Here is a 15960-nt window from a genome sequence, read left to right on the forward strand (position 1 = left end):
GACAACTATGTGGTATTTTGCTTGGATTCTGGGTGTACTGATGGCGTGTTTTGCCAGTGTAATTGCTGCCATTTACATGGAACAACATCAAGACCTGGATGAGGAATAAAACATGACCGAAGCTGCGCTTGAGAAAACCGTTGTAGACAAGAAACCAAACAAATTTGCGATGATGATTTCCTGCCTCCTGGCTTTTCCTCTCGCAGCCGTGTTATTGGTTCATCCTTCCGCAATGCTGGATGCCAATGGTGAATATAGCCATAGTGCCATGATGTATATTATGATTGGTATTTCTGGAGGCTTTGTCCATGGTGTGGGCTTTATGCCGCGCCACTGGTTCTGGAAATGGCTGTTTAGTCCATTTTTAGCCTGGCCTTTAATGATCTGGGGCTATTACACCTGGTTTCTCAGTTAAAGTATTAAATTAAAAAAGCCCTCAAATGAGGGCTTTTTTAATTTAATACGAGTTCTAGAATATTCTTTTTTTCTTCTGGCCCAACTGGATTTTTAAAACAACTTATCTTAAGTCTATAAGAAAGCCGGAAAAAGTCCAACTTTTAGAATAATTTATCGATGGGTATGAATCGACATCACAATGCCCATCCCGGCCAGCATGGAAATCACTGCCGTTCCACCATAACTCATCAGCGGCAATGGATCTCCAGTTACAGGTAAAATCCCGCTCACCATGCCTGAGTTTAAAAATACAAAGAAGAAGAAAGTCAGTCCCATGGCTCCAGCATATAAACGGCCAAAGTTATGAAAGCTGTTTAAACCAATCATCAAACAGCGAATAATAATGGCAGTGAATAAACTGAACAGCAGGAAAACACCAATAAAACCGAATTCTTCGGCATAGGTCGACATAATAAAGTCAGTATGATGTTCAGGGAGATAACCCAAATGCGATTGCGTACCTTCAGTATAGCCTTTACCTGTGGAACCGCCTGAACCAATGGCGATTTTGGACTGGATAATATTCCAGCCCGCGCCCAAGGCATCTGACTCCGGATCGAACAACGTGGTGATACGTTTTTTTTGATATTCCTGTAGTACGAACATCCATGCAGCCGGAGCTGCCACGGCTACTGCCGCCGCTGCACCACCAATCAGACGCCACGACATCCCACTTAAAAATAGAACAAAAATACCGGGAATCACCAAACCAATATTCAAATCAGGCTGAAGTGCCACTAAAACAAATGGTATCCCCAATAAAATCAAAGCCCCGACAATATGCAAAAATTTGGGAGGAAACGGCTTGCGTGCAAAATACCAGGCCATCATCAAAGGCATCGCAAATTTCATCACCTCACTCGGTTGCATACTTCCTACCCCTGGCAAGGTAATCCAGCGGGTTGCACCTAAACGTTTTTCACCAATCACAAAGACCAGAAGCAGCATGAATATTCCGAAGGCATACAGGTATGGACTAATCGCCTGATAGACTTTCGGTGGAATCTGCGCACAGATAAACAGCAGCACAAAGCCAATTCCGAAACTGATCGCCTGACGCACCACCATGCCAGAGTCTTCGGAGGTCGCGCTATACACCACCATTAAACCCAGGATTGCATTCAGAATCAGAAAGCACAATAACCACGGATCAAGGTGCAACTTGGTCCATCGAGATGAATCTTGCGGGTTAATACTACGTCCATCACGCAAAGAATGACGTAAAAACCGATACTGCTGTGAAGGTATCATTGGCCAGAAGGTGAAAAAAGAATGATGGCAAAATTATAAGTGAAAGCCATAGGGAATAGATCGCCATAGCCAGATTTATTCTGCTTTTATTTAAATTTTATTTGAATACATTTTTACGCCTGAGCTTGTAAAATCAGCCTGGCGAGTTCCAGATCATCCGGATAAGTAATTTTAATATTATCAGAACGCCCTTGAACTACACTCACCTGCTCACCAATATGCTCCAGTGCGCTGGCTTCATCGGTAATGGTTGCACCATTTTTCAACGCCTGTTGAATGGCGCGCTTCAAGACTCCCAGTTTCGCCATTTGTGGGGTTTGTGCTTGCCAGAGCATCGAGCGATCGACCGTTTCCTCAATATCAGAACCAGTCATGACCCGTTTCAGGGTATCTCGTACCGGAATCGCCAAAATTGCAGCCTGATCCTTGGTCATCGCCGCATTGACTAACTGCTGAAGACAATCCTGACTGACACACGGACGCGCCGCATCATGGACCAGCACCCAGTCATCTTCAGAAGTGATTTGAGATAAATAAATCAATGCATTCAATACAGAGTTCACCCGCTCGGCACCACCCTGACAAAAATGGGCCTTCTCCAGACTGGAAAATGGCAGGGTTTTCGCCACGTTGTCCTGTTCACCAATCGCCAGAACATAACCCGCCAAAGGCAGTTGATTTAGACGTGCCACCGTATGTTCAAGAACTGTCTGCTCCTGAATCATCTGGTATTGTTTCAGCTCTGTTTTAGAGAAACGGCTACCGGAACCTGCAGCTGGAAGAATGGCCCAAAGTTTAGGGTGTGGTTGGTACTTCAGCTGACTCATTGGTTCGCAGGTCTACTTTAGAATTGGGATTAAGATAGATCGGTTTATATTGGGTGCTGATGGTACTCATTTGAACAAAAGTTTCATGAGGCTTAATCAGGCCAAGATCTAAACGTGCATGCTCTTCGATGGCTTCAATACCATTCTTCAAATCATAGACTTCTGCTGCGAGAACGCGATTACGTTCTTTTAGCTCTTCATTTAATTCTACTTGTTGCTGGATTTTCTGGGTCAGTTGCTGATGATCATGATAACCACCTTCACCAAACCAGTATAAATATTGAAACCCTGCGATCAGAACGATCGCAAGGCCCAACAGTACTTTACTCATCAAAGAGTCGAATACATTTAATAACATTGACATAAGTCGCTTAGTTCAAACCCTTGAACTCAGCTTTACCGCGATATGCAGCATGAGTCAATTCTTCAATGCGAAGTAATTGATTATATTTTGCTACACGGTCAGAACGGCAAAGTGAACCTGTCTTGATTTGACCCGCTGCTGTACCCACTGCAAGATCTGCAATCGTTGAATCTTCAGTTTCGCCTGAACGGTGAGAAATCACTGTAGAATAACCATTTGCTTTCGCAAGATAGATTGCATCTAGAGTTTCAGTCAAGGTACCGATCTGGTTGTATTTGATCAGAATCGAGTTAGCGACTTTCTCATTGATACCACGTTGCAGGATTTTCGGATTCGTTACAAACAAATCATCACCCACCAACTGGATCTTGTCGCCAAGGATAGAAGTCAGGTAAGACCAACCTTCCCAGTCAGATTCGTCCAGACCATCTTCGATTGAAATGATTGGGTACTGGTTCACCAGACCTGCTAAATAGTCAGAGAACTGGTTGCTTGTGAATGCCTTGTTGCCTTCGCCTGCAAGAATGTACTGGCCATCTTTGTAGAATTCTGAAGATGCACAGTCAAGTGCAAGCATGATGTCAGAACCAGCTTTATAGCCAGTTTTTTCAATTGCTTCCAGAATAACAGTAATTGCTTCTTCGTTTGAACGAAGGTTCGGCGCGAAACCACCCTCATCACCTACAGCAGTGTTCAAACCTTGTTTCTTTAAAACTGATTTCAAAGAATGGAAGATTTCAGCACCTGCACGTAACGCTTCAGAGAATGAAGTGAAGCCTACAGGCTCAATCATGAACTCTTGAATATCAACGTTGTTGTCTGCGTGTGAACCACCGTTCAGGATGTTCATCATTGGAACAGGCATGGTTAAAATGCTGTTGTTACGAAGATCTGCGATGTATTGGAAAAGTGGAACTTTCTTTTCTTCAGCAGCAGCACGCGCAGCAGCAAGAGAAACTGCCAAAGTTGCGTTTGCACCTAGTTTTTCTTTATTTTCAGTACCATCAAGCGCGATCATCGTATGATCGATGTCTTGTTGCTCGAATACTAACTTACCAATTAACGCTTCACGAATCAATGTGTTTACGTTGTTCACCGCAGTTTTAACGCCTTTACCCAAGTAACGCGCTTTATCGCCATCACGAAGTTCTAAAGCTTCACGAGAACCAGTTGAAGCACCAGATGGTGCACATGCACGGCCAACTACGCCAGATGCTAAGATAACGTCTGCTTCGATGGTTGGGTTACCACGAGAGTCCAAAATTTCACGTGCACGAATGTCAACGATTTGACTCATGAACAATTCCTCAGTTGATTGAATAACAGGATGCTTAAAACTGCATCAATGGGTATCTAATTTTTCAAATCCTTTCACTAAAGTATCCAGCTCTTTGAGTTGAGCGAGGAATGGCTCTAGTTGAGATAAACGCAAGGCACAAGGACCATCACATTTTGCCACATCCGGATTTGGATGGGCTTCCAGGAACAAACCTGCAAGACCTGTTGCCATACCGGCACGTGCCAGTGTAGTAATCTGGGCACGACGACCGCCGGCAGAGTCAGCACGACCGCCTGGCGTCTGTAAGGCATGGGTGACATCAAAGAATACTGGCACATTCATTTCTTTCATGACGTCGAAGCCCAACATGTCTACAACCAGATTGTTATAGCCAAATGATGAACCGCGTTCACAAAGAATCAGCTTGTCATTTCCCGCTTCCAGACACTTATGCAGAATATGGCGCATTTCGTGCGGAGCCAGGAACTGGGCTTTTTTGATGTTGATGATGGCATCCGTTTTTGCCATCGCTTCAACCAGGTCAGTCTGACGACTTAAGAATGCAGGAAGCTGGATAATGTCAGCAACTTCCGCCACAGGAGCTGCCTGATACGGCTCATGTACATCGGTAATGATCGGCACATTAAAGTGTTTTTTAATGTCTGCTAACCACTCGAGACCTTTTTCCAGGCCAGGCCCACGGAATGAGTTCAGGCTTGAACGGTTGGCTTTATCAAAACTTGCTTTAAAGACATATGGAATATCTAGACGTTTGCAGATATCAACATAAGTCTCTGCAATTTCAAAAGCCAGGTCTTTAGACTCGAGTACGTTCATGCCGCCGAATAGTACAAATGGCAAGTGGTTTGCCATTTGTATATCGCCTAAACGTACAATTTCTTGTGGTTTTAATTGTGACATTTAAACTTCCTAGTTGTGTCTTAAACTCGCATTATTTGGTTTTTTGGTACTGCTTTTTTGCAGCATCAATGAAACTGGCAAATAATGGATGTCCATCACGTGGCGAGCTGGTAAATTCCGGGTGGAATTGTACTGCAATAAACCAAGGATGTGCAGGAATTTCAACAGTTTCTACCAGATGTTGTACCGGAGAATAACCAGAAATCTTCATGCCTTTTTCTTCCAGCACAGGAATATAACGGTTATTCATCTCGTAACGGTGACGGTGACGCTCGATGATTTCTTCAGAACCATAAACTTCTGCAGTTTTAGTTCCTGCAACCAGTTCAGATTTTTGCGCACCTAAACGCATCGTGCCACCCAGATCCGAGTCAGCAGAACGTTGCTGAACTTCACCGCGCTCATCTAGCCATTCAGTAATCAGACCAATCAATGGAGATTTGGTTGAACGGTTAAATTCAGTCGAAGTCGCATCTGCAATACCCGCAACATTACGTGCGTATTCGATTACAGCCAACTGCATACCCAAGCAAATACCAAGGAATGGCACACCGTTCTCACGTGCGAATTGAATCGCCTTCATTTTACCTTCAGTACCGCGCTCACCGAAACCACCTGGAACCAGAATCGCATCAGCATCTTTCAATACTTCTGCTACATCTTGGCTTTCAAGCTCTTCAGCGTTTACGTAGTCAATCTGAACTTTCACACGGTTTTGAATACCCGCATGTAGAAGTGCCTCATTTACCGACTTATAGGCATCTGGAAGTTCAACATATTTACCAACCATTGCCACACGAACCGTGTATTCAGGGTTTAGTAAGGCTTCTACCACGTTATCCCAATCTGTTAAATCAGCTTCAGGAAGATCGTTAAAGCCAAAACGTTCACAGATTAAATCATCAACATTTTGTTCGTAGAATGTACGTGGAATCTGGTAGATCGAACGTGCATCTTTACATACCACAACGGCACGTGCTTCAACGTTGGTAAATAATGCAATCTTACGCGTTGTATCGGCATCTACATCATACTCTGTACGACAGATTAGAATGTCTGGCTGAATACCAATCGACAGGAGTTCTTTAACAGAGTGCTGTGTTGGTTTGGTTTTTAATTCTGCTGCAGACTTAATGTATGGGAGTAACGTTAAGTGCATTAACATGGTACGTTTATGACCAAGTTCAACCATCAACTGACGTACAGATTCCATGAATGGGAGAGATTCAATGTCACCTACAGTACCGCCGATCTCCACGATCGCAACGTCATAACCTTCGCCTGCACGAAGTACACGCTCTTTGATATTGTCAGTAATGTGTGGAATAACTTGCACAGTGCCGCCTAGATAGTCACCACGGCGTTCTTTGTTCAGAACATCCTGGTAAACACGGCCTGATGTGAAGTTATTCAGTTTGGTCATTTTCGCACGACGCAAGAAACGTTCGTAGTAACCCAAGTCTAAGTCTGTTTCAGCACCATCTTCTGTAACAAAAACTTCACCATGCTGGAATGGGCTCATTGTCCCTGGATCGACATTAATGTATGGATCCATTTTTACCATGGTCACTTTTAAACCACGAGCTTCTAAAAGTGCAGCAACAGAAGCAGCTGAAATACCTTTACCTAGTGATGAAACTACACCACCAGTAACGAAAATAAAATGGGTCATTGGGTTTCTCGTACAATCGAGCCTAAATCGGCCTGCAATGTTGCGCAATTTTACTTTACCTTGTACCTAGAAAGCAAAGTCAATCCGCATCAATTCAAAGAACAATAAACAATTGACTATTCTAACAGCAATTCCCCTAAAAAATTACAGTAAGTTCATATGATTTCTATCTTGCATTTTGCTGCTATAATGGTGTATCCCCTCCACACTTTTATGTTTGATGCAATGATGATGAAGAAACTTTTAATCTCCACCCTAATCCTGACTGGCCTGACATTAACTGCGTGTGTAAAAAAAGAAGCACCAAAAGAAGAAGAACAAGTAGAAGTTGCTCCAGCATCAGAAATCTCAACTCCAGAACCGGTACAATTTGAACCGCTTGAGCCGGTAGTAGAAGAAGAAGTCATTGAAGAAGCGGTGCCAACGGTTGAAATTCAACGTGAGCAAACTGAAAACACAACGACTGAAATCCGCCGTGAAATCAAAAAGCCGGAAACGAGCGAGCCAACACCAGTGAAGGAAACCAGTGAAGAGCCTGTTTCAAAACCTGCTTCACCTGCACCTGCACCTAAAACCAATTCTGACCCAGAAAACAAGTCTGAAGATGATGCAGTTGCTGATGCGATTGCCGCAGCAATGCCAGCACTTAACTAATTACAAGATCATTCATCAAAAAAACCCAGCATCTGCTGGGTTTTTTATTAAGACTTTTTAGGCAGATGCCTGTACTTGCGTACGAGATAAATGAATCAGGTAATCTGCCATCAGACGAGTGGCCCATGATTCGGTTTTTATCAAGCCTTGATAAAAACCGCAATGACTGCCTCTTTTAGTGGTAATCACGACAATATTCGGCATGGCTCTGATTTTATCCTTATGAGGCTCCAGATTCCGGATATTACAAACCGGATCATCCTCGGAATTCAAAATCATCAATGGAATTTTGACATTTTCAAAGACGTAGATAGGATTGGTGGCTTGCGTATAACTCACATAATCTTTAAATCCGGCCAGCTCAAAATAGAGTCGTTCAAACTCGGATAGATCTTTAACTTCCAGTAATCTTTTCCAGCTCGGACAGACTTGCCAGGTTTCCTGATAAGGCTGGATAAAACGCTTAATCAGTTTTTTGGTCATGACCTTACTATAAAATGGATGGACATAATCGAATCCCGTTTCCATGTCATAGCCTGGACACAAGGCAAATGCGGCTTTTAATGGTGTCTGTTCGCCTTCTTCGCCGAGATAACGGACAAGCAAACCTGTACCGGCAGATGAGCCAACCCCATAAAGATCGGATTGAGGAAATTTATCCTGGATATAAAGCAACTGTTCCCGCAAGTCCTGGGTCGAACCAAAAAGATTCATTTTAGGGACAGGCATTGGCAGGTGGGCATGGCCACGGCGTAAGCATAAAGCCACGCGCCAACCGGTATATTTATGCAGATCCCGTACCAGTTCCCGCATTGACTCAGGAGAACCGGTTATAGTATGCAATAAAACAATGGTAGGTGTATTTGCAGGAAGATCCAGACCATACCATGCAATACCGGTAATACCGCCATCTGACATTTTTAGCTGCTCAAGCAAATCATATCTCAGCTTGATGGTCCGTTTTTTTATCAGATCCAGATACAGAATATGTGCATGTGCATTGGCTAGCCACGGCGTAGGACGGTATTTCTGTTTAAGTTGTGGTAAATATTCAATTAATCCTGAAAAAATACCATTCGGATTGTAATAGAGGGTCGGCTGATCTGCTCCACTGAAGCGGTCCAGATATTCACTGGAAAGCTGACCCATTTTTTTAAGCAACATTTTCATCTGTCATCCCCTCTAGCGTTACTAGCTGTGATTTACAAATTTCATGCCGACTTGATATCAATAATTCGAATTAAGTTTTAGCTTGGAATGACTGCATCCGTTGGCCCATATGTAAGGCTAAAGCTTCTAGTCCGGATTTAGGTCTAAGCATGACTTCAAAGTCAGTGATCTGACCTTCATCATCAAAATGAATCATGTCAACTCCTTTCAGTTTCTTATCGCCCACTTGAGCAGAAAACTCAAGTACGACATTGTTACCATCTTCACTGAAGAATTCACGGTGATAAGTGAAATTTTCAAAGACCTGAATTACATTGGATAGGATAAAGAATACCACCTGTTTTCCAGAATAAGGCTGAAAAGCCACTGGCGAACGAAATACCACATTTTCAGCAAGCAGCTCATTCAAGATCGACAGATCACCCTTTTCCAGCATCTCATGCCAGCGCGCAATGGACTTTCTTGTAGTTTCGATGGTCATTTTGGAGTCCTTTTTTTTGATCTTTTTTAATAAACGCTTAAATGCTTTTTTAATAGACAGGATTCCCCCCTTTATTAAAGGTGAGAAGTACTGCTTCGCAAGGGGGATTTTTTATTCTAAATCATCTCCCTAACCCTCTCCTTTATTAAAGGAGAGGGAGGAAAGCAGGTTTTAATATTTTCAGATCACCGCAGCCAATTCAGCACCCTGACGGATTGCGCGCTTGGCATCCAGCTCACCTGCCTCTTTCGCACCACCAATCAGATGAACACTTTTACCTGCCGCTTTCAGTTCATCAAACATAGCAGTATGAGATTCCTGACCGGCGCAAATGATAATTTGATCGACCTCCAGCAATGCAGGTTTGTCATTTACGACAATATGTAAACCTTGATCATCAATTTTTTCATAACTTGCCCCTGCAATCATTTTTACATGACGGTGTTTCAAGCCTGTACGATGAATCCAGCCGGTGGTTTTACCCAGACTGGAACCCACAGAAGCTGGTTTACGTTGCAACAAATAAATTTCACGCTGCGGTTGTTCTACATGGGCAGGTTTAAGTCCACCGACATTTTCATAGTCGGTATCGATACCCCATTCATCATAGAATTTTTCCGGATTGACGCTACCACTTTCGGCACCATGGCTGAGAAGCTCGGCTGTATCAAAACCAATACCGCCTGCACCAATAATCGCGACACGCTGACCAACTGGTTTACGCTCTCTCAGTACGTCAAGATAAGACAGCACCTTAGGATGATCAATACCTGGGATATTAAGCTGGCGCGGTGTTACCCCTGTTGCCACCACAATATCGTCGAATTCTGCAGAAACTAGCTGCTCAAAAGTCGCCTTACGATTCAGCAATAACTTGATACGTGGTTGCAATTCAATCTGACGCTTAAAATAACGTAAAGTTTCATAAAATTCTTCCTTGCCTGGAATGGTTTTAGCGATATTGAACTGCCCACCGATCTGCGCAGCGGCTTCGAATATAGTGACATGATGACCACGATTCGCTGCATAGATAGCAAAACTTAAACCGGCCGGCCCTGCACCAATCACGGCAATATTTTTTGCTACATTGGTTTCTTTAAAAATTAGCTCGGTTTCATAACAGGCCCGCGGATTGACCAGACAGGTGGCAATTTTCATCGAGAAAATATGATCCAGACAGGCCTGGTTACAGCCGATACAGGTATTGATTTCATCGCTACGGCCCTGTTCAGCTTTTAATACAAACTCTGAGTCGGCCAGCATTGGACGAGCCATGGAGATCATATCCGCATCACCCGAAGCCAATACATACTCAGCCATTTCCGGTGTATTAATCCGGTTAGAGGTGATGAGCGGGACGCTTACCTGCCCTTTCAGCTTGCGTGTTACCCAGGTAAAGGCTGCCCGTGGTACTTTGGTGGCGATGGTCGGAATACGCGCTTCATGCCAGCCGATGCCGGTGTTGATAATGGTAGCACCCGCTTTTTCAATTGCCTTGGCCAGCTGAATCACTTCTTCTAATGTTGAACCGCCTTCTACCAGATCCAGCATTGAAAGACGGTAAATGATAATAAAGTTCTCACCTACCATTTCACGGGTACGGCGCACGATTTCAATCGGGAAGCGAATCCGGTTTTCATAGCTGCCGCCCCATTCATCATCACGGTGGTTAGTACGTGCTGCGATAAATTCATTGATCAGGTAGCCTTCCGAACCCATGATTTCCACACCGTCATAACCAGCATACTGAGCCAGCTTGGCACAATTTGCGAAATCATCAATGGTCTGTTGCACTTCTGCAGAAGTCAAAGCATGCGGTTTAACCGGATTAATCGGTGCCTGAATCGGTGACGGCGCGACATTTTCTGCCTGATAGGAATATCGTCCGGTATGCAGGATCTGCATGGCAATTTTACCGCCAGCTTCATGCACTGCCTGCGTAATCACCTTATGCTTTTCAGCTTCTTCAACTGTATCAAGCTTGGATCCACCCTGAAAAGTCACTCCATGATCGTTCGGAGAAATTCCGCCGGTGACAATTAATGCTACTCCACCTTTGGCACGCTCTGCATAAAAAGCAGCCATCCGATCATAACCACCCGGTGCTTCTTCCAAGCCCACATGCATAGAGCCCATTAGGACACGGTTTTTAAGCGTAGTAAAACCCAGATCCAGTGGGGCAAGTAAATTCGGATATTTAGACATTTCAACTCCCTAGCGTGCAAACGTGCTGGCTATTTTTATTCAGGCTGACTGATTACTTCTATCAGATATCAGCCTTATGCAACTTGTTGCACTAATTTATAGTGCAGAATTGATTTTTATGCAACATGTTGCATAATAATCCAGAGTCATTTTTTTGAGACGTTTATGTCTTTATCGCATGTTCTACTCACCAGCCTGATCGAAAAGCCCAGTACCGGCATTGAACTGGCACGTCGTTTTGACCGTTCCATGGGTTTTTTCTGGAATGCTACCCATCAGCAGATCTATCGTGAACTAAATGCCATGCTGCAAAAAGGCTGGATTTCGACGATAGAAGAGGAAGATTCAAATAGCCGTAAAAAAACCTATCAGGTAGAACGCCTCGGTCGGGAAGAACTGGCCAACTGGATGCTAGAACACAGTTCACCAGCACAACTGCGCGAAGAACTGATGGTGCGTCTGCGTGCCGAAGCCCAGCTTGGCGGGAACAGTACTCTGCCTGAACTGGAACGCCATCTGGAACTGCATAAAGAAAAGCTCATGACCTATCAGCAAATTTTTGCCAAAGACTTTGCCCAAGCTGACGAAAATGACCGCACCCTGTATATTCATAAAATGATCCTCCAATTAGGTATTGATCAGGAACTGGGCTGGATTGCCTGGCTGGAACAGGTTATTCCCCGGCTCAAACAGTTTGATGAAAAATAACCTTTAATACGGAGATACACATGCCTTTTTATCGCATGCCAGATGGTGAACAGCTGTTTGTTCGTGAATACGGTCAAGGACAACCGGTACTGGTCCTCTCCGGTCTTGGCATGCTGAGCTGGCAATGGAAAGCTTTTCTCTATCCGCATCAGAAAAATTTCCGTTTTATTATTCCGGAATGGCGCGGCTTTGGGGCTTCCAGTCGCTGTAAAATTCCGCCAGATCTGGATGCGATTTCCAGTCACTGGCTGGATATTCAATCAGTGGTCCAGCAGCTCAATTTAGATAAATTCATTGTGATTGCTTACTCTATGGGCGCGACGACAACCATGCATGGGCTGCACTATGGTAACTTTGCCAAACATATAACAGCTTATTTGCATATTGATCAAACCCCTAAAATACCAGTCGATGATGCCTGGGCTTTTGGCCTTTTTGGTCCACGCCATCAGGAATTTATCGACATCCTGCAGCAGCTCTCTGCCCTACTTGCGCAATACCAGCAAGTTGAATTGATCCGCAACCTTGACGTTTCTGTGCGTAAACACATTGCCACCCTATGGTTAAAGTTTATTCAGCTACAAAATGAACAAAAATATAGTCTGAAAGCTTTCGAATTCATTTTGAATCAACCACGACTGCAAAGTCTGTTATTACCTTCCAGCCGGGTGGACTATATGGCATGGTATATTAATAATTATTTGTACCATCGCGAGGACTACCGCGAAGCTCTGGCTCAACTTAGCTGCCCGGTGACTTTCTTTAGCGGTGTACAATCCAAGCTTTATCCGATTGAGGGACAGCATCTGATTGCCCAAAGCCTGCCTCAGGCCAAACAAGTACTTTTCAGCAAGTCGGGCCATACCCCTTTACTGACTGAGCCCTTAAAATTTGCAAAGGAACTTGGCGTATTTTTAAAGGAAAATACTCAGTTTAGCCCTGTAGTCGCCTAAAAACTCAGGAGACAGAATAATGAAAAAAATGGTGATCTTTTCAGGTGCAGGCATGAGTGCCGAAAGTGGTATCAACACTTTTCGCGACAGTAATGGCCTTTGGGAACAGTATCGTATAGAAGATGTGGCCACACCTAAGGCTTGGGCCAAAAATCCGGAACTGGTGCAACGCTTTTATAACGCACGTCGTAAAAATATTCTGGAAGCACAGCCAAATGCAGCCCACCAGCTGATCGCCAATCTTGAAGATAACTTTGATGTGCATATAATTACTCAGAATATTGATGATTTACATGAACGTGCCGGCAGCTCCAAAGTCATTCATCTGCATGGCAATATCCGCTTGACCAAAACTTCAGGACCAAATTGCCAGTACACCACCGAATTTTACCCCATTGAAGGTACTGAGCTAGATTTAAACAAGCACTTCTGTAAGGCGGGATATCCACTGCGCCCGCATGTGGTCTGGTTTGGCGAGGCTGTGCCTGCTTATACCGATGCGCAAGCCTGTATACAAGATGCCGATATTTTAGTCGTCATTGGCACCAGTTTACAGGTTTATCCGGTGGCGGGTTTAATCCATGAAATTCCGCCTGAATGCGCTGCCTACTATATTGATCCCAAAGCAGATCAACAGTACTTACCAGCCCAGTTTCATAAGATTTCCCAGACTGCGACAGAAGGCATGAAAACATTGCTTAGCCTATTTGATCCTAAAGTTTAAATGTCTTTCAGTAATTGCATTCTATAGTTGACACGGCGCAACAATCTCTTTTTAATCAGCCTATTGTTGCAGAAATGGAATTAAACGATGCTGACGGATCTGGATGATTTTTACTGTTTTGCTCAAGTGGTTGAACATGGCGGCTTTAGTGCAGCCGAAAGAGCCACTGATATTCCCAAATCCAAGCTCAGCCGCCGCGTCTATAATCTTGAAGAACGACTTGGAGTACGCCTGATCCAGCGCAGTTCACGGCATTTTGCTGTGACTGATATCGGCATGAATATTTACCGGCATGCACAGGTGATGCTTAATGCTGCGCAAGCCGCCCATGATCTGGTCGATCATCTCAGCACTGAACCGCGTGGAACCATTAAAGTCAGCCTTCCGGTATCGATCGCCCAGAACGAAATGGCAAAAATTCTGCCAAATTTCCTGAAAAAATATCCCGAAATTAAAGTCCAGATGATGATCACCAATCGCCGGGTCGATATTATCAATGAAGGTTTTGATCTGGCTTTACGCGTGCGCTCTAGCCTGGATGACGATCCAAATCTAGTGATTCGACAGTTTGAAAAAATTGAACAGCATTTATTTGCCAGTCAGGGTTATCTGAATGAATTTGGTGACCTGAAAAACCCAGAACAACTGTCTGAACATAAAATCCTGAGTATGGCAGAAGACCATCCCGAACAGTTTCTGACCCTACAAAACGGACAGCAAGAGCAGAAAAAAATCCGTGTCAATCCAACCGTTATGGGTTCTGACCTGAATATGCTGGCACAACTGGCCGCCTCAGGCTCAGGAGTGACCTTATTACCAGATAACGTGGTCGAACACTATATTTCAAGTGGTGAACTGGTTCGGGTACTTCCCGACTGGAAAGCGCCGCATGGTATTTTTCATGCAGTATATCCTTCACGTCGCGGCTTATTGCCCGCTGTCCGGGTCTTCATTGATTATCTGGTTGCCGAATTAAATCACGATAACTTAAATACTTAACTATAGTTAAGTAATATATTTTGAATAAAATAGAATCCCGAGACAAAAAAATAGCTCATTCTTGGGGAAAAATGAGCCAGAGAAACTTTCACTACAGCCTAGTGATCAAAAACAAGGGAACCTATGTATCTGACTCTTAATTTAATCAAATAAATGATCTTAAACCACTGTTTTTTGTAGTGTTTTGTATGTTCTCGTCAGCAAGAACAATGGATTTGTAATTTCTGTAAGTAAGTGAATCCTAATAAAATCATCTAATTGATATTTTAAATTTCAGGATACTCACCCGTACCTTCAGGCCAAGGCGACAAGACTTCAAAACCGGTTTCAGTCACATAGACCATATGTTCCCATTGTGCAGACCATGACTTATCTGTAGTAACCACAGTCCAGCCATCTTTCAGCTCTTTTACCCGCGCTTTGCCCATGTTCACCATTGGCTCAATGGTAAAGACCATGCCCGGAACCAGTTTAATGCCCTGACCGGGCTGACCATAATGCAGAATATTTGGCTGTTCATGATAGACTTTTCCAATACCATGACCGCAGTATTCACGCACAATGGAATAACCTTCACGATGAGCAACGGTTTGAATGGCATGACCAATATCGCCCAAGGTTGCGCCCGGCTTTACAGCATGGATTCCCGCCACCATGGCTTCATAGGTGGTATTGACCAGTCGCTTGGCTTCTGGAGATGGCGTTCCGACATAGTACATCCGGCTGGTATCACCAAAATAACCATCCTTAATAATCGCGACATCAATATTGATAATATCGCCATCTTGTAAAACGATTTTCGATGATGGAATACCGTGACAGACCACTTCATTCGGTGAAATACAGGTGGTTTTGGTATAGCCATAATAACCAATATTGGCTGGCGTCACTTTCAAGGTGTTTACAATAAAATCATGGCAGAGATCATCCAGATATTCAGTCGTGACCCCAGGCTTGACATGCTCCCCGATCATTGCTAAAACTTCTGCAGCCAGACGACCGGATATCCGCAGTTTTTCAATATCTTGCTCAGTTTTAAGACCAATCGCTGGAGCGCGCATATACCTATCCTCACTATGAATCCGTGAATTATAATCCCTTTTTTACGCAATATGTCGCGCCTCTTGCCCTTTAATACAGCAATTTTCTTAGGGCTCGGCATTTCTCCTGTTGAATATTTATACAAACAATAAATAACCCATTTTAAATGCATCGACCGAAATCTTATAAATTTACCTAGAAAAATCTATTTTCCAAAGAATTATCAATTATATATTTCTACCAAGTTTTAAATGT

The 15960-nt window shown here is 43.8% G+C and carries 17 protein-coding genes; 7 read left to right on the forward strand and 10 right to left on the reverse strand.

Annotated elements, in window-relative coordinates; genetic code table 11:
* The first annotated feature begins 7 nt into the window (after positions 1-7).
* Together cydX and VXQ11_RS07410 are read left to right on the forward strand one after the other, a co-directional pair.
* Positions 8-109, forward strand: a complete 102-nt coding sequence (cydX, locus tag VXQ11_RS07405; protein WP_004278713.1) for a cytochrome bd-I oxidase subunit CydX — start codon at positions 8-10, stop codon at positions 107-109.
* A gap of 3 nt (positions 110-112) precedes the next feature.
* A complete protein-coding gene (locus tag VXQ11_RS07410) occupies positions 113-415 on the forward strand; it encodes a cyd operon YbgE family protein (RefSeq protein WP_004278714.1) in 303 nt (100 codons plus the stop codon).
* A gap of 152 nt (positions 416-567) precedes the next feature.
* Here the strand turns inward: VXQ11_RS07410 and rodA are convergent, their stop codons facing one another.
* From rodA to VXQ11_RS07440, 6 genes are all read right to left on the reverse strand, one after another.
* Positions 568-1707 (reverse strand): rod shape-determining protein RodA, encoded by a 1140-nt coding sequence (gene rodA, locus VXQ11_RS07415; RefSeq protein ID WP_064095303.1) that lies wholly within the window; start codon positions 1705-1707, stop codon positions 568-570.
* Between the two features lie 113 nt (positions 1708-1820).
* A complete protein-coding gene (ispD, locus tag VXQ11_RS07420) occupies positions 1821-2534 on the reverse strand; it encodes a 2-C-methyl-D-erythritol 4-phosphate cytidylyltransferase (RefSeq protein WP_064095302.1) in 714 nt (237 codons plus the stop codon).
* Complete coding sequence (gene ftsB / locus VXQ11_RS07425; protein WP_081406324.1) at positions 2503-2898, reverse strand: cell division protein FtsB; 396 nt, start codon at positions 2896-2898, stop codon at positions 2503-2505. Before ftsB ends, ispD begins: the two co-directional genes overlap by 32 nt.
* A 7-nt stretch (positions 2899-2905) precedes the next feature.
* Positions 2906-4195, reverse strand: a complete 1290-nt coding sequence (gene eno, locus VXQ11_RS07430; RefSeq protein WP_416705750.1) for a phosphopyruvate hydratase — start codon at positions 4193-4195, stop codon at positions 2906-2908.
* A 45-nt stretch (positions 4196-4240) separates the two neighbouring features.
* The gene (kdsA, locus tag VXQ11_RS07435) at positions 4241-5098 is read right to left on the reverse strand and encodes a 3-deoxy-8-phosphooctulonate synthase (RefSeq protein WP_064102662.1); all 858 of its coding nucleotides are present in this window, start codon (positions 5096-5098) and stop codon (positions 4241-4243) included.
* A 31-nt stretch (positions 5099-5129) separates the two neighbouring features.
* Complete coding sequence (locus VXQ11_RS07440) at positions 5130-6770, reverse strand: CTP synthase (RefSeq protein ID WP_416680523.1); 1641 nt, start codon at positions 6768-6770, stop codon at positions 5130-5132.
* A gap of 228 nt (positions 6771-6998) precedes the next feature.
* On the opposite strand from VXQ11_RS07440, the gene VXQ11_RS07445 reads away from it, so the two are divergent.
* Entirely contained in the window at positions 6999-7424 is a 426-nt protein-coding gene (locus tag VXQ11_RS07445; protein ID WP_416705751.1) for a hypothetical protein, read from the forward strand.
* A gap of 57 nt (positions 7425-7481) precedes the next feature.
* Here VXQ11_RS07445 and VXQ11_RS07450 read toward each other — a convergent pair whose 3' ends face one another.
* The 3 genes from VXQ11_RS07450 to VXQ11_RS07460 form a co-directional block, all read right to left on the reverse strand.
* On the reverse strand, positions 7482-8594 hold the full coding sequence (locus tag VXQ11_RS07450) for a YheT family hydrolase (RefSeq protein WP_416680526.1): 1113 nt from the start codon (positions 8592-8594) through the stop codon (positions 7482-7484).
* A gap of 70 nt (positions 8595-8664) precedes the next feature.
* Positions 8665-9075 carry a nuclear transport factor 2 family protein gene (locus VXQ11_RS07455; RefSeq protein WP_416680527.1) on the reverse strand — a complete coding sequence of 137 codons (411 nt, stop codon included), beginning with the start codon at positions 9073-9075 and terminating at the stop codon, positions 8665-8667.
* 180 nt (positions 9076-9255) lie between these two features.
* The gene (locus VXQ11_RS07460; protein WP_416680530.1) at positions 9256-11280 is read right to left on the reverse strand and encodes an FAD-dependent oxidoreductase; all 2025 of its coding nucleotides are present in this window, start codon (positions 11278-11280) and stop codon (positions 9256-9258) included.
* Positions 11281-11445: 165 nt separating this feature from the next.
* On the opposite strand from VXQ11_RS07460, the gene VXQ11_RS07465 reads away from it, so the two are divergent.
* From VXQ11_RS07465 to VXQ11_RS07480, 4 genes are all read left to right on the forward strand, one after another.
* The gene (locus VXQ11_RS07465; RefSeq protein WP_064102666.1) at positions 11446-11988 is read left to right on the forward strand and encodes a PadR family transcriptional regulator; all 543 of its coding nucleotides are present in this window, start codon (positions 11446-11448) and stop codon (positions 11986-11988) included.
* Between the two features lie 20 nt (positions 11989-12008).
* Positions 12009-12941 carry an alpha/beta fold hydrolase gene (locus VXQ11_RS07470; RefSeq protein WP_144725217.1) on the forward strand — a complete coding sequence of 311 codons (933 nt, stop codon included), beginning with the start codon at positions 12009-12011 and terminating at the stop codon, positions 12939-12941.
* Positions 12942-12960: 19 nt separating this feature from the next.
* The gene (locus tag VXQ11_RS07475; protein ID WP_064095291.1) at positions 12961-13665 is read left to right on the forward strand and encodes an SIR2 family NAD-dependent protein deacylase; all 705 of its coding nucleotides are present in this window, start codon (positions 12961-12963) and stop codon (positions 13663-13665) included.
* Positions 13666-13752: 87 nt separating this feature from the next.
* Entirely contained in the window at positions 13753-14664 is a 912-nt protein-coding gene (locus VXQ11_RS07480) for a LysR substrate-binding domain-containing protein (protein ID WP_064095290.1), read from the forward strand.
* Positions 14665-14930: 266 nt separating this feature from the next.
* On the opposite strand, the gene map is transcribed toward VXQ11_RS07480, so the two are convergent.
* Positions 14931-15725 carry a type I methionyl aminopeptidase gene (gene map, locus VXQ11_RS07485; protein WP_064095289.1) on the reverse strand — a complete coding sequence of 265 codons (795 nt, stop codon included), beginning with the start codon at positions 15723-15725 and terminating at the stop codon, positions 14931-14933.
* Positions 15726-15960 lie beyond the last annotated feature (235 nt).

It is taken from the genome of Acinetobacter sp. 197, from assembly GCF_048148385.1.
Classification (GTDB): Bacteria; Pseudomonadota; Gammaproteobacteria; order Pseudomonadales; family Moraxellaceae; genus Acinetobacter; species Acinetobacter pecorum.

Bases quoted from the DNA above. Each gene is read 5' to 3' on its own strand.
- cydX (WP_004278713.1), top strand. From the start codon at position 8: ATGTGGTATTTTGCTTGGATTCTGGGTGTACTGATGGCGTGTTTTGCC.
- VXQ11_RS07410 (WP_004278714.1), top strand. From the start codon at position 113: ATGACCGAAGCTGCGCTTGAGAAAACCGTTGTAGACAAGAAACCAAAC.
- rodA (WP_064095303.1), bottom strand. From the start codon at position 1,707: ATGATACCTTCACAGCAGTATCGGTTTTTACGTCATTCTTTGCGTGAT.
- ispD (WP_064095302.1), bottom strand. From the start codon at position 2,534: ATGAGTCAGCTGAAGTACCAACCACACCCTAAACTTTGGGCCATTCTT.
- ftsB (WP_081406324.1), bottom strand. From the start codon at position 2,898: ATGTCAATGTTATTAAATGTATTCGACTCTTTGATGAGTAAAGTACTG.
- eno (WP_416705750.1), bottom strand. From the start codon at position 4,195: ATGAGTCAAATCGTTGACATTCGTGCACGTGAAATTTTGGACTCTCGT.
- kdsA (WP_064102662.1), bottom strand. From the start codon at position 5,098: ATGTCACAATTAAAACCACAAGAAATTGTACGTTTAGGCGATATACAA.
- VXQ11_RS07440 (WP_416680523.1), bottom strand. From the start codon at position 6,770: ATGACCCATTTTATTTTCGTTACTGGTGGTGTAGTTTCATCACTAGGT.
- VXQ11_RS07445 (WP_416705751.1), top strand. From the start codon at position 6,999: ATGATGAAGAAACTTTTAATCTCCACCCTAATCCTGACTGGCCTGACA.
- VXQ11_RS07450 (WP_416680526.1), bottom strand. From the start codon at position 8,594: ATGAAAATGTTGCTTAAAAAAATGGGTCAGCTTTCCAGTGAATATCTG.
- VXQ11_RS07455 (WP_416680527.1), bottom strand. From the start codon at position 9,075: ATGACCATCGAAACTACAAGAAAGTCCATTGCGCGCTGGCATGAGATG.
- VXQ11_RS07460 (WP_416680530.1), bottom strand. From the start codon at position 11,280: ATGTCTAAATATCCGAATTTACTTGCCCCACTGGATCTGGGTTTTACT.
- VXQ11_RS07465 (WP_064102666.1), top strand. From the start codon at position 11,446: ATGTCTTTATCGCATGTTCTACTCACCAGCCTGATCGAAAAGCCCAGT.
- VXQ11_RS07470 (WP_144725217.1), top strand. From the start codon at position 12,009: ATGCCTTTTTATCGCATGCCAGATGGTGAACAGCTGTTTGTTCGTGAA.
- VXQ11_RS07475 (WP_064095291.1), top strand. From the start codon at position 12,961: ATGAAAAAAATGGTGATCTTTTCAGGTGCAGGCATGAGTGCCGAAAGT.
- VXQ11_RS07480 (WP_064095290.1), top strand. From the start codon at position 13,753: ATGCTGACGGATCTGGATGATTTTTACTGTTTTGCTCAAGTGGTTGAA.
- map (WP_064095289.1), bottom strand. From the start codon at position 15,725: ATGCGCGCTCCAGCGATTGGTCTTAAAACTGAGCAAGATATTGAAAAA.